The following is a 13,913-nucleotide window of genomic DNA, read 5'->3' on the forward strand; positions in this document are numbered from 1 at the left end:
AACCGACCTGCCAGAAGAAAATGAGCAGTCCGTATATAATGAGATGATTTCGGATCGTGAAAGTGTTGCTCAAAAGTTTTTGTCTACCGGTGATGCTGATAAGAGAAGAATTGAAGCAGAAACGGATAGTACAGTTACGAAGATGATAGCTGAAGCTAAAAAAGAAGCTGCTCTTCTAAGAGCTGAGGGAGATGCGGAGGCTGCAAGAATTTATAATACGAGCTTTTCAAAGGACCCTGAATTTTATTCTTTATATAGAACGTTAGAATCTTATAAGAAGACAATCGGTGAAGATACGATGATTGTTATTCCGTCCGATTCACCTTATGCCAATATCCTATCTGGATACTTAGAATAGTATATGAATCGTCATTCCCCTTACTGTCGTGGTAAGATATAGGGAATGACGATTTTATTTTTATTTAGGAAATTAAAGTTCTGAACTTGTGGATAAATTGATGTCTAGCTTCACCGCCTTGCCCCTCGGGGTCAAATGGGAAAAAGCTCCGGTGGCTGAGGAGCTGCCTCCTCGCTTTTCTCCATTTGCCTGTCGGGGCAGACATAGGCGCTTTTCTTTGTACAAGCTAATGTAAAACAATATAACTAAGGAGTGAATGATTCATGTCATCCGAAAAAATTCTATTATTAGATGGGAATAGTTTAGCTTATCGTGCATTCTTTGCCCTTCCTTTATTAACAAATGAACATGGAATACATACAAATGCTGTTTACGGCTTTACGATGATGCTTCAAAAAATAATGGATGAAGAGAATCCTACACATATGCTCGTGGCATTTGATGCAGGGAAAACTACCTTCCGCCATTCAACTTTTGAAGAATATAAGGGAGGGAGACAGAAAACTCCACCCGAGCTTTCAGAGCAATTTCCATATTTACGCAAGCTTATAGATGCTTATGGTATTAAACGATATGAGCTGGAAATGTACGAGGCAGATGATATTATAGGGACGCTAAGTCGACAGGCTGAAAAGAAGGGCCAGCAGGTTGTCATTGTGTCAGGAGACAAGGATTTAACTCAGCTAGCTACAGATTCGACTACTGTGTATATTACGAGAAAAGGAATTACAGACATAGAGAAATATACACCAGAGCACGTTCAAGAAAAATACGGACTTACACCACTTCAAATCATCGATATGAAGGGATTAATGGGGGATTCCTCTGATAATATCCCGGGAGTTCCAGGCGTTGGTGAAAAAACAGCCATTAAACTTTTAAAAGAGCATGGATCTGTTGAGCAACTATATCAAGCACTCGATTCAGTTAGTGGTGCTAAGCTAAAGGAAAAGCTTATAGCCAATGAGGAACAGGCGAAAATGAGCAAGGAGCTTGCAACTATTGAAATAAACGCTCCTATCGATGTGTCACTTGAGGATATCACTTATAGTGGTCCAAACATGGATGACGTCATTTCTATATGGAAGGAACTATCCTTTAAAACTTTATTGGAAAAAACGGAGTATGTGGCAGAGGAGCATTCTACCACGGAAACGACTTTTGAAATTGTAGAGAACGTGAACTCTAGTTTCTTAGTAGATGAAATGTCTCTGCACTTAGAACTATATGATGAACAGTACCATAGAGCGGATTTATTGGGCATTGCGTTGTCAGATGGGGAAAAATCTTATTTTATCCCTGGAGAAACAGCTTTCCAATCAAAAGAATTTTGTGCTTGGCTAGAGGATGAGTCCAAAACAAAATATGTGGTGGATTCAAAAGCAACGCAAGCAGTAAGCAGAAAACATGGAGTAAGCATTGCTGGGGTGGAGTTTGACCTAACACTGGCAGCCTATATAGATAATGCATCCTTGTCAGCAGATGATGTGGCAACGATCGGTAAAGAATATGGTTATTACAACGTGTTAAGCAATGAGCAGATTTACGGAAAAGGAGCCAAAAAGTCTGTTCCCGAGCAAGAGAAGCTTGCGGAGCATGCCACTAGAAAGGCATTAGCTTTATGGCATTTAAAACCTATCCTAGAAAAGAAATTAAAAGAAAATGAACAATTTAAGTTATACAAGGAGTTGGAATTACCACTAGCATCTATTTTAGGAACAATGGAATCAGATGGAGTAAAGGTGGATAAGCAAGTACTTGTAGAGATGGGCCATGATTTAGAAATCAAGCTTAAGCAAATTGAAGGTGACATCCATGCTTTAGCGGGAGAAGAATTTAATATTAATTCTCCAAAGCAGCTTGGCGTCATCCTTTTTGAAAAACTTGGGCTGCCACCTATTAAGAAAACGAAGACTGGCTATTCTACAGCAGCTGATGTGTTAGAGAAACTAGCTAGTGAGCATGAAATCATTGAACAAATTTTAATGTACCGTCAATTAGGAAAGTTAAATTCAACCTATATCGAAGGACTTTTAAAAGAGATCCATGAGGATGACGGGAAAATTCATACTAGATACCAACAGGCGCTAACAACAACTGGACGTTTAAGCTCTATCAACCCTAACCTACAAAACATTCCAATCCGTCTTGAGGAAGGTAGAAAAATTCGTAAAGCGTTTGTACCAAGTAATCCTGAATGGGTTATGTTTGCAGCCGATTACTCTCAAATAGAGCTACGAGTGCTTGCCCATATGGCAGAGGATGCAAACCTAATGGAAGCCTTTAAGAATAATATGGATATCCATACTAAAACCGCTATGGATGTATTCCATGTCGAGGCAGGTGCAGTTGATTCTAATATGCGCCGTGCAGCAAAAGCAGTTAACTTTGGTATCGTTTATGGGATTAGTGATTACGGTCTATCTCAAAGCTTAGATATTACTCGTAAAGAAGCTGCTATATTTATCGAGAAGTATTTGAAAAGCTTCCCTGGAGTAAAGGAATATATGGATGACAGTATTCAAACAGCTAAGCAAAAAGGCTTCGTTACGACCATTTTGAATCGCAGAAGATATTTGCCGGAAATAACTAGCTCTAATTTTAATTTGAGAAGCTTCGCTGAACGCACAGCTATGAATACGCCTATACAAGGAAGCGCAGCAGATATCATTAAAAAAGCGATGATTGATATGGCGGCACGACTTAAAAAAGAAAACATGCAAACCAAGATGCTTCTTCAAGTGCATGATGAGCTAATATTCGAGGCTCCTCCAGAAGAGATTGCACTGCTTGAGAAGATCGTTCCTGAGGTAATGGAATCTGCGATTGAGCTAAATGTTCCTCTTAAAGTGGAGTATGCGTTTGGATCATCTTGGTACGATACAAAGTAAGGAGTTTTATGTATGCCAGAATTACCAGAGGTGGAAGGCGTTGTTCGAGGACTTCAGCCTGTTGTCACAGGTAAATTGATTCAATCAGTGGATGTTTCTCCAACCATCATAAAATCAAAGCAAGTCGGAAAGGAAGCTATTATCAAGGGAGCAGACGTGGAGTCATTCCAGGCTGCCCTTCCTGGTATGGTGATCGCTCGAATTGAACGGCGCTCGAAATATATTTATTTTCATTTGAAAAACCAAAACGGAGAACCGTTTCTACTCGTTTCGCATTTGGGCATGTCAGGTGCTTGGTTTTATGTAAGGACCTTGGATGACATCTTAGAGGAAAAGTTTAAAAAGCATAGTCATGTTACTCTTCGTTTTGAAGAAGGAGATATGCTTGTATATGCGGACATACGTCGCTTTGGTGAGCTACGCCTGCTAGAAAGTGAAGCAGACTACCCGCCCTTACTTTTGATGGCTCCCGAGCCTTTTGACGATGGAGCACTAGAGCATTTTCTACAGATGAGTCTCTTGCCGCGCTATGAAAACAAAGCTATCAAGGAATTCATCATGGATGGTCATGTCGTTTCAGGCTGTGGCAACATATATGCCACAGAGGCATTATTTAATCTTAGAATACACCCTGCACGGACAGTAAAAAGAATAAGTAAAGCAAGAAAAATTCAACTGTTTCAGGAAATAGTGAAAGTACTGTTAGACAGCATTGAAAATGGTGGAAGTACTATTTCAGATTATCGCTCTATTAATGGTGGAGCAGGAACGATGCAGCATAGATTACAAATGTATAGCAAAAAAAGCTGCCCAATCTGTGGGAAGGCTACCAAGCAAAAAACAATAGCTGGCCGAACATCTACCTATTGTGGTTCGTGCCAAAAGTAACGGAGGATTCATCATGATCATTGGATTGACTGGAAGTATCGCTAGCGGCAAAAGTACGGTGTCAAATATGCTGAAGGAAATGGGATATCCCATTATTGATGCAGATCTTGTAGCAAGAATCGTTGTAGAAAAAGGAGCAGATGCTCTTCAGGCAATAACGGAGGTTTTTGGAGACGAGATACTTAATGCGGATGGTGAACTAAATCGTCCGAAGCTAGGTGAAATAATTTTTTCTTCACCCGCCCAAAGAAAGCAGCTGAATGATATTATGCATCCAGCCATTCGAGCGGAAATGATGAGACAAAAAGAGGAAATGTTACTAGCAGGTCATCCGGTTATTATAATGGATATCCCATTGCTTTTTGAAAGTAAGCTACAATCTTACGTGGATAAAATTATTGTCGTTACTGTATCAGAAGAAACTCAACTGAACAGGCTAATGGCTAGAAATAATTATTCCAAAGAGGAAGCAAAAGCAAGAATTCAATCTCAGTTGCCTTTGTCTATTAAGGAGAAGGGCGCAGATGCTGTCATTTATAATAACGGTACTTTGGAGTCAACTAGGGAGCAGCTAGAAAAAATTCTTAGAGCTTGGAAGTAATAATTAGTTGAAAATAACGAATTTAAAAACAGGGTATTTTAAGGCTACATAATTCTAAAAATGTGTTATACTAATGCATGATTATAAAAGAAAAAGTATCACACGTTATAGGAGGACTTATTATATGTCAGCTTCAATTGCAATCAATGGTTTTGGAAGAATCGGAAGAATGGTATTTCGCCAAGCAATCGTACAAGAGGAACTTAATGTAGTAGCTATTAATGCTAGATACCCATTAGAAACTTTAGCTCACCTAATAAGATATGATTCTACACATGGAACTTTCTCTGGAGATATTGAGATTGGAGATAATGCTCTAATCGTAAATGGTAAACATGTACAGATCGTAAACGAGCGTGAGCCAGAAAAACTTCCATGGAAAGAATTGAATGTGGATATCGTAATTGAATCTACTGGTAAATTTAACGATGGAGAAAAAGCGTCTGGTCACATAAAAGCTGGAGCTAAGAAGGTTGTTATTACAGCGCCTGCCAAAAATGAAGACGCAACGATTGTCATTGGTGTAAATGATGAAAAGCTAGACGTAGTAAATCACCAAATCATCTCCAATGCAAGCTGTACAACTAATTGTTTAGCACCAGTAGTAAAAGTATTAAACGATGCCTTTGGTATTGAAAACGGTTTAATGACTACAGTTCATGCCTATACAAATGACCAAAATAATTTAGATAACCCCCATAAAGATTTAAGACGTGCGCGTTCATGTGGGCAATCTATTATTCCTACTTCGACCGGTGCAGCGAAAGCCCTTTCACTTGTATTGCCAGAGCTAGAAGGAAAGATTCATGGAATGGCTTTACGCGTTCCTACTCCTAATGTTTCTTTAGTAGATTTAGTTGTGGATGTTCAACAAGAAGTGACAGCGGAAGAAGTAAATGCTGCGTTCCAAAAAGCAGCCGAGGGCTCTATGAAGGGCATTTTGGGAATTACGCATGAGCCATTGGTTTCGATTGATTTCAATACAACTACTAATTCTAGTACTGTAGATGGACTGACTACTATGGTAATGGGTAAAACAAAAGTTAAAGTTCTTGCTTGGTATGATAATGAATGGGGTTACTCTGCAAGAGTGGTAGACTTAGCTAAAAAAGTAGCAAGTGGATTGTAATATCGTAATAACTTATTATATTTAATTTAATTGAGTCTGACATTATGCTTTACTAATGAGTATTTTTCCTTATATTAACATAATACCTACCTCTTTCTAGTATTGCTAGAAAGAGGTTTTTTTATATTGCACTATTAGCTAAAATGTTTTATAATGGAAATCGTGTACTTCTAGTACATAGACTACTTAAAGGGTTAGGACCTCTTAGGACTAACTTTCCCCCGTGGTAGTCAACTTTGATGTTAAAAATAAAACTTATCAAAGGGGGAAACGGACATTGGAGACAATGGGACGTCACATTATTGCAGAACTATGGGAGTGCGATTTCGACAAACTTAACGATATGCAATTTATCGAACAAACATTTGTTGATGCTGCACTAAAATCAGGTGCAGAAGTTAGAGAAGTTGCATTTCACAAATTTGCACCACAAGGTGTAAGTGGAGTCGTTATAATTTCCGAGTCGCATCTAACGATTCACAGCTTTCCAGAGCACGGTTATGCAAGCATTGATGTGTATACTTGTGGTGATTTAGATCCATCAATCGCGGCTAACTATATTGCAGATGCTCTTAATGCTGGAACACGCGAAACGCTCGAAATGCCACGTGGAATGGGTCCAGTCAAGGCACCTAAAGAACGCATGACAGTTCAAGTGTAATGAAACATGAACAAAACTGAGTGAGCAGAGGAATTTATTCCTCTGCTTTTTCGATTTTATGAGGAAAAGTTGTTATAATAGGTATACAAAATTAAAGCATACGTTTAGGAGAGGTTCTATGAAATGCCCAGCATGCCAATTTAATGGCACTAAAGTGGTCGATTCCAGACCGATAGATGATAATAAGGCGATTAGAAGAAGGAGAGAGTGTGAAGATTGTGGGTTTCGCTTCACGACCTTTGAAAAGGTAGAGGAAACTCCTTTAATTGTCGTAAAGAAAGATGGATCTCGAGAAGAATTCAGCCGAGAGAAAATATTGCGAGGGCTAATACGTGCATGTGAGAAGAGACCTGTTGCACTTGACCAATTAGAGGAAGTTGTGTTTTATATTGAAAAGGAACTAAGAAGAACAGGTAACTCTGAAGTTAAATCAGAGGAAGTTGGCGAAAAGGTCATGGACAAGCTTGCTGAGATTGATGAGGTTGCCTATGTAAGATTCGCTTCCGTATATCGCCAGTTTAAAGACATAAATGTTTTCATAGATGAGTTAAAGGAAATCTTAAAAAAGAATCCTTCATTATAAGCAATTATTTAAGGAGTAGGTAAACAAGTGATGTTATATAAGGAGCTACACTCGACAGATACATATATGATTCGCTTGCCGTATTCTTTTTCTGACTATGATCGTCAGCTGCTGACGTTATTTTATCAGCCACTAGTCGGTGCAGAAAGCATGAGCCTTTATTTGACGTTATGGGCTGATGGAGAAATGCAAAGTGAAAACCAATGGACACATTATCATTTATTAAATGTCCTTGGTTTATCATTGGGAAAAGTTTTTCAAGCTAGAATTGCGCTAGAAGCAATTGGCCTGTTGCGCACTTGGCAAAAGCCCAATGGAGATGGACGCAGCTTCTGCTATGAACTTGAAGCTCCTCTAGATGCGGAATCTTTTCTAAAGGATCCTTTGTTATCCATGTTCCTACTAAACAAAATTGGGGAAAGTGCATATAAACAGCTTAGAAGCCGTTACATTCAAACGTCTAACTGGCAGCATGAGTATACAGACGTTTCAAGAACCTTTGTGGATGTTTTTAAACCAACTACTAAAACCGGTTTATCTGCATCAACGGAAGAAAATTTTCAGTCAAAGACACGAAATAGTTCTGTACCTTTCTATTATGAGGATTTCGATTTCTCCTTACTGCAAGATGGCCTATCTGAACAGCTGGTACCGAAGTCTGCCATGACAACAGAAGCTAAGGAAGTAATTGCAAAGCTTGCGTTTTTGTATAATCTATCGCCAGTAGAAATGCAAAAGGTCGTTATTCTAGCTTTGGATGATGAACTTCGTCTTTCGGATGCTAGATTGAAAAAGGCTTGTGCGGAGTATTATAAGTTAACGGTCTCTCGCACTGCCCCGGTTATTCAAAAAATAGAACCAGCTACGAAAGTAGTACAAACAGATGAAAAGAAACTAACCAAAGAAGAAGAGCTGATTCAATATTTGGAAACGACTGCTCCTGCAAAGGTCTTGAAGGATATTGCTAATGGGAAAGAACCTATACTTGCAGACGTTCAGTTAGCCAATTATTTTGTCACGCATTATAAAATGCCGATCGGGGTAGTTAATGTCCTGTTACAGTATGTGCTTCTTCGTACAGACATGAAGCTGACGAAGAATTATGCAGAAAAGATTGCTTCTCACTGGATGCGTAAGGACGTTAAAACAGCTAAGGAAGCTATGGAATTAGCAAGAAACGAGCACGAGCAGTACATGAAATGGAAAAGCGAAGGATCTAAGCAAAAGACATATTCGAAAAAACCGACTAGAGAAGAAAAGGTGCCAGATTGGTTTTATAAAAAACATGACGAGTTAAAGCGTACAGGAAAAGAAACAAATGGCATACAAGATATAGATGCTGAAAGACAAAAGCTATTAGAAGAACTAGGAATGATGAAAAGGTAGGTGAAGGAAATGGAACGGATTAATGAAACGCTCAAAAGAGTAGTCACTCCTGAATTTACTTCTCGATTGGATGAGCTGCAGCAGGAAGTATTAGAGGAACCGAATATACAAGCATTTATAGAGGAAAACTCAGATGAAATATCTAAACAGGTAATCAATCGGAGCTTGAGTAAGTTATATGAATATAAATCACAATCTCATGATTGCAAGGGCTGTCCTTCCTTAGACGAATGTGCGAATTTTATGAAGGGCTATGAGCCGAAGCTAGTGTTAGACCGGAGCCTAATAGATGTTGAGTATGTAAGGTGTAAACGAGGCGTTATAGAGGATGAGCGTAAAAAAGTGACCTCTATGATAGACAGTATTCATATGCCTAAAGAGGTGATGGAGGCTAGTCTCTCAAGCTTAGACTTACAAGATGATAGTCGTGTTGTAGCAGTTCGAGCTGCTAAGGACTTCTTAAATGAATGGGAAAGAACAAATAAATTGCCTGCAAAAGGACTTTATATTTACGGGAAGTTTGGAGTCGGTAAGTCCTACTTATTGGGCGCACTTGCAAACGAACTAGCAGCTAGACATATTCATTCAGTAGTTGTATACGTCCCTGAATTTCTTCGCGAAATGAAACAGGCTATTCAAGATCAATCTCTTCCTGAAAAAGTAGAGTTTGTAAAAAAAGCACCTGTGCTTATGCTAGACGATATTGGTGCAGAAACAATGTCTAGCTGGACGCGTGATGAAATTATAGGAACTATTCTCCACTACAGGATGTCAGAACAGCTTCCAACCTTTATGTCTTCTAACTTTAACTATGATGAATTACAGCATCATCTTTCTTATACTCAACGAGGAGAAAAAGAGGTAGTAAAAGCAGGACGTATTATGGAACGGATCAAAGCGCTGACTATCCCAGTTGCTCTTCAAGGGAAGAACTGGAGAGAGCATAAATAACTACTTGCAAATGCTAAAGTCGTGGCGTATAATCATTTTCATAAGAACAAGTAGATGCGTTGAAGAGGATAATAATCAGTTTGTACGACTTTTTAGAGAGAGAAGCCTTGGCTGAAAGCTTCTTAAGTACCGGCAATCGATTTACCACCTCCGAGCAGCAACTGTGAAATTGTAGTAGCAGCTTGCCGGTCACCGGTCCGTTAACCGATGCAAAGCTTCGTCTATATTCGTATAGATAGAAGAAGGGTGGAACCACGATTTAAACCTCGTCCCTTTACCGGGACGGGGTTTTTTATTTTGTCTAAAATAATGAATCGTCTAATCTAAACAAGCGGTTTTGCTCAAGGAAAGAGAAGTTTCAGGTTAATATTAATCCAAATTATTGAGGAGTGTTCAACGTGGCAGATGTTATTAAGTTACAATTTCCAGATGGAGCAGTAAAAGAGTTTCCTTCATCAACAACTACAGAAGAAATAGCACAATCTATTAGTCCAGGGCTTCGCAAAAAAGCTTTAGCAGGTAAATTAAGCGGTCAGTTGATCGATCTAAAAACACCGATTACTGAGGATGGAGAGATTGCGATTATTACTCCTGAGTCAGATGAAGCGTTAGAAATTCTACGTCATAGTTCAGCTCACTTACTGGCACAAGCTGTAAAGCGTCTATTTAAAGATGTTAAGCTAGGAATTGGACCAGTCATTGAAAATGGTTTCTACTATGATATTGACTCACCAGAGCCAATTACAGCTGATGATTTACCGTTAATAGAAAAAGAAATGAAGAAAATTATTAATGAAAACATCGAAATTATTCGTCATGACGTTTCTCGCGAAGAAGCTTTTGAAAAGTTTCAGGATGATGAGTATAAAGTAGAGCTTCTTGAAGCGATACCAGCTGGAGAACAAGTTTCGATTTACGAGCAAGGAGATTTCTTTGACCTTTGCCGTGGTGTTCATGTTCCTTCTACAGGAAAGCTAAAAGAGTTTAAACTGTTAAGCATTGCAGGAGCATATTGGAGAGGTAACAGTGACAATAAAATGCTTCAACGTATTTACGGAACTGCCTTCTTTAAAAAAGAGGACCTTCAAGCGCATCTTAAAATGTTGGAAGAGGCAAAAGAACGTGACCATCGTAAAATTGGTAAGGAGCTAGAGCTTTTCACTAACTCTTTAAAGGTAGGACAAGGTTTGCCTCTATGGTTACCAAACGGTGCAACTATCCGACGCGTAATTGAGCGTTATATTGTAGACAAGGAGCTAAAACTTGGTTACAAACACGTTTACACACCAGTTCTAGGGTCTAAAGAACTTTATGAGACATCAGGACACTGGGAGCATTACCAAGACTCTATGTTCCCTCCTATGGAGATGGACAATGAAACACTAGTATTGCGTCCAATGAACTGCCCGCACCATATGATGATATTCAAAAACGGTATGCATTCTTATCGTAACCTTCCTCTACGAATCGCGGAGCTAGGAACAATGCACCGTTATGAAATGTCTGGAGCAGTATCAGGACTTCAACGTGTACGTGGGATGACTTTGAACGATGCCCATTTATTTGTACGTCCAGATCAAATTAAATTGGAATTCCAAAAAGTTGTTGAATTAATTATCTCTGTCTATAAAGACTTTGACCTGAAAGATTACTCATTCCGTTTATCTTACAGAGACCCTAACAATAAAGAGAAGTACTTTGATGACGATGTAATGTGGGAAAAAGCTCAAAGCATGCTAAAAGAAGCTATGGATGAATTAGGATTAGATTATATTGAAGCAGAAGACGAAGCTGCATTCTACGGTCCAAAACTAGATGTTCAAGTAAAAACTGCTATTGGTAAGGAAGAAACATTATCAACAGTTCAATTAGACTTCTTACTACCAGAGCGCTTTGATCTAACATATGTAGGAGAAGATGGAAAACCTCATCGTCCTGTCGTTATTCACCGTGGAGTAGTTTCTACTATGGAACGTTTTGTTGCATTCCTAATCGAAGAATACAAAGGAGCTTTCCCGACTTGGTTGGCACCAGTACAAGTTGAGATTATTCCAGTTTCTAATGAAGTACATTTCGAGTATGCTAAGCAAATTGAAGAGCAATTAGTTGCAGCTGGGTTCCGTGTAGAAATGGATGACCGTGAAGAAAAACTTGGCTACAAGATTCGCGAAGCACAAATGCAAAAGATTCCTTATATGCTAGTGCTTGGAGATAAAGAGTTAGAATCAGGTAATGTAAACGTTCGTAAATATGGAGAGCAAAAATCCGAAAGTATTCCTTTCGACGAATTTTTAGCTCGTCTGCAAGAAGAAGTAGCACATAATTAATTATATAATTATATTGTTGACAAATAGTTTTGTGGATGGTATAGTTATTTAGGTTATTGAATACAAGTTTGTGGTATAAGAAGAGGCTGCCCGCTTCTCACCTGCTCGACACATTGGTTGTTGACTGGTAAGCACACGATCGACTGTAATATGTAGTTGCTACATATTTCTCATATCGGCGGGCAGACATTAACAGATGTCTGCTCGCTTTTTTATTGGATCGAAAACGGCGTGACTGATTCGTTTCTACGGAATTTATGCCCAAACCATGTATTCGCGACACTATCTGGAGGTGGATCATTATTAGCAAAGACATGTATGTGAACGATGGCATTCGAGCACGCGAACTACGCGTTATTGATCAAAATGGTGATCAATTAGGTTTAAAAACACGTAACGAAGCACTTGAAATAGCAGGTCGTGTAAATTTGGATCTTGTCCTTGTGGCTCCTCAAGCCAAGCCACCGGTCGCTCGTATCATGGACTATGGTAAATTCAAATTTGAGCAGCAAAAGAAAGATCGTGAAGTTCGTAAAAATCAAAAAGTTATCGTAATGAAAGAGGTTCGCTTGAGCCCGACTATCGATGAGCATGATTTCCAAACGAAATTGAAAAACGCGATCAAGTTCCTTGAAAAAGGAGACAAAGTGAAAGCATCTATTCGCTTTAAAGGTCGTGCCATTACTCATAAAGAGATCGGACAACGAGTTTTAGATAGATTTGCAGAAGCTTGTGCGGAAGTATCCACTATCGAGTCAAAACCGAAAATGGACGGACGCAGTATGTTCTTGGTGCTTGCACCTAAGAACGAAAAACAGTAATAGAGTACAATTGTTTAGGAGGAATTCGACATGCCGAAAATGAAAACTCACCGTGGAGCTGCAAAGCGTTTCAAAAAAACGGGTACAGGTAAATTAAAACATGACCGTGCTTTTGGAAGCCACTTATTCGCTAACAAATCTACTAAAGCTAAACGTAAACTACGTAAAACTAAAGTAGCTTCTTCAGGCGATTACAAACGTATCAAAACTTTACTTACTTACATGAAATAATTTAAACGAAATCAAATTATTCGAAAGAATAGCAGGAGGTAATGAACATGCCACGCGTAAAAGGCGGAACAGTGACGCGCAAGCGTCGTAAAAAGGTATTAAAATTAGCTAAAGGTTATTACGGTTCTAAACATACATTATATAAAGTAGCAAACCAACAGGTTATGAAATCTTTAATGTATGCATACCGTGACCGTCGTCAAAAGAAACGTGAATTCCGTAAACTATGGATCACACGTATCAATGCGGCAGCTCGTATGAACGGACTTTCTTACAGCCGTTTAATGCACGGATTGAAATTAGCTGAAATCGAAGTAAACCGTAAAATGTTAGCTGAATTAGCTGTAACTGATGCAGCAGCATTTACACAAATTGCTGATTTAGCAAAAAAAGCAATCAACAAATAAGTTAGATGAAAAGGCTGATAGATTTTCTATCAGCCTTTTTTTACAATCTAATTTAGTTTGCCTGTCGGGGCAGAGACAGGGGGTTATGCTTTTCTTGTTGTCTAGCTTCAGCCCCTTGCCCCTCGGGGTCAAATGAAAAAATACTGCGGTGGCTGAGGAGCTGCCTCCTCGTATTTCCCCATTTGCCTGTCGGGGCAGAGATAGGGGCTTATGCTTTTCTAAGGAGGATTATTATGGTTAATGTGATTCTTATTTTTATTTTATTAATGTCGGTGTCAGCTTTCCTTTTGATGGGCTATGATAAGTCCCAAGCAAAGAAGAGGGGACAACGAATATCGGAAAGAACATTATGGACATTCGCAATCTTTGGTGGAGGTATAGGTGCGTATTTAGGGATGCAGCTATTTCGTCATAAAACATTGCATACTAGCTTTCGAGTAGGTTTTCTTATGCTATTGATCGTGTACGTATTTCTAATTGTTTGGTTACTAACAGATAACAGTCCCATCGTATTCTAGACTCAGTAGAAGAAACCATAATTCCGAAAAGGTAATTCGTATAAACTTATTGAGGGGACTGAGATAATGACTAAATACAATAAGTATTTGCTATCAATAATAAGTTTAATAGGAGTGGCTGTAGTGGGGCTCCTTGTACTAACTGTTACATCTAGTTATTT

At 38.9% G+C, this 13,913-nt stretch carries 14 protein-coding genes and 1 other annotated feature; all 14 genes read left to right on the top strand.

Features of this window, described 5'->3' with window-relative positions; all coding sequences use genetic code 11:
• A partial coding sequence (locus AC06OU_RS13365; protein WP_475856394.1) for an SPFH domain-containing protein occupies positions 1-358 on the top strand: 358 nt, incomplete at its 5' end.
• 263 nt (positions 359-621) lie between these two features.
• Entirely contained in the window at positions 622-3,249 is a 2,628-nt protein-coding gene (polA, locus tag AC06OU_RS13370) for a DNA polymerase I (RefSeq protein WP_475856396.1), read from the top strand.
• A gap of 12 nt (positions 3,250-3,261) precedes the next feature.
• Positions 3,262-4,137: a bifunctional DNA-formamidopyrimidine glycosylase/DNA-(apurinic or apyrimidinic site) lyase gene (gene mutM, locus AC06OU_RS13375; protein WP_475856398.1), complete on the top strand. Its 876-nt coding sequence runs from the start codon at positions 3,262-3,264 to the stop codon at positions 4,135-4,137.
• A 13-nt stretch (positions 4,138-4,150) separates the two neighbouring features.
• Complete coding sequence (gene coaE, locus AC06OU_RS13380) at positions 4,151-4,738, top strand: dephospho-CoA kinase (protein WP_251553371.1); 588 nt, start codon at positions 4,151-4,153, stop codon at positions 4,736-4,738.
• A gap of 124 nt (positions 4,739-4,862) precedes the next feature.
• Complete coding sequence (locus tag AC06OU_RS13385; RefSeq protein ID WP_475856400.1) at positions 4,863-5,867, top strand: glyceraldehyde-3-phosphate dehydrogenase; 1,005 nt, start codon at positions 4,863-4,865, stop codon at positions 5,865-5,867.
• 277 nt (positions 5,868-6,144) lie between these two features.
• A complete protein-coding gene (gene speD, locus AC06OU_RS13390; protein ID WP_169360302.1) occupies positions 6,145-6,528 on the top strand; it encodes an adenosylmethionine decarboxylase in 384 nt (127 codons plus the stop codon).
• A gap of 118 nt (positions 6,529-6,646) precedes the next feature.
• Positions 6,647-7,111 (top strand): transcriptional regulator NrdR, encoded by a 465-nt coding sequence (nrdR, locus tag AC06OU_RS13395; protein ID WP_169360301.1) that lies wholly within the window; start codon positions 6,647-6,649, stop codon positions 7,109-7,111.
• 30 nt (positions 7,112-7,141) lie between these two features.
• Entirely contained in the window at positions 7,142-8,497 is a 1,356-nt protein-coding gene (locus tag AC06OU_RS13400; RefSeq protein WP_475856405.1) for a replication initiation and membrane attachment family protein, read from the top strand.
• 9 nt (positions 8,498-8,506) lie between these two features.
• The gene (gene dnaI, locus AC06OU_RS13405; protein ID WP_169360300.1) at positions 8,507-9,448 is read left to right on the top strand and encodes a primosomal protein DnaI; all 942 of its coding nucleotides are present in this window, start codon (positions 8,507-8,509) and stop codon (positions 9,446-9,448) included.
• A 50-nt stretch (positions 9,449-9,498) separates the two neighbouring features.
• Positions 9,499-9,725: a binding site (T-box leader), on the top strand.
• A gap of 121 nt (positions 9,726-9,846) precedes the next feature.
• The gene (gene thrS / locus AC06OU_RS13410; protein WP_251553372.1) at positions 9,847-11,775 is read left to right on the top strand and encodes a threonine--tRNA ligase; all 1,929 of its coding nucleotides are present in this window, start codon (positions 9,847-9,849) and stop codon (positions 11,773-11,775) included.
• 299 nt (positions 11,776-12,074) lie between these two features.
• On the top strand, positions 12,075-12,596 hold the full coding sequence (gene infC / locus AC06OU_RS13415; protein ID WP_251553479.1) for a translation initiation factor IF-3: 522 nt from the start codon (positions 12,075-12,077) through the stop codon (positions 12,594-12,596).
• A gap of 30 nt (positions 12,597-12,626) precedes the next feature.
• Positions 12,627-12,827 carry a 50S ribosomal protein L35 gene (gene rpmI / locus AC06OU_RS13420; RefSeq protein ID WP_053588661.1) on the top strand — a complete coding sequence of 67 codons (201 nt, stop codon included), beginning with the start codon at positions 12,627-12,629 and terminating at the stop codon, positions 12,825-12,827.
• Between the two features lie 47 nt (positions 12,828-12,874).
• Positions 12,875-13,234 carry a 50S ribosomal protein L20 gene (gene rplT, locus AC06OU_RS13425; protein ID WP_169360298.1) on the top strand — a complete coding sequence of 120 codons (360 nt, stop codon included), beginning with the start codon at positions 12,875-12,877 and terminating at the stop codon, positions 13,232-13,234.
• A gap of 233 nt (positions 13,235-13,467) precedes the next feature.
• Complete coding sequence (locus AC06OU_RS13430) at positions 13,468-13,752, top strand: DUF1294 domain-containing protein (protein ID WP_475856403.1); 285 nt, start codon at positions 13,468-13,470, stop codon at positions 13,750-13,752.
• Positions 13,753-13,913 lie beyond the last annotated feature (161 nt).

This window comes from Psychrobacillus sp., assembly GCF_056205495.1.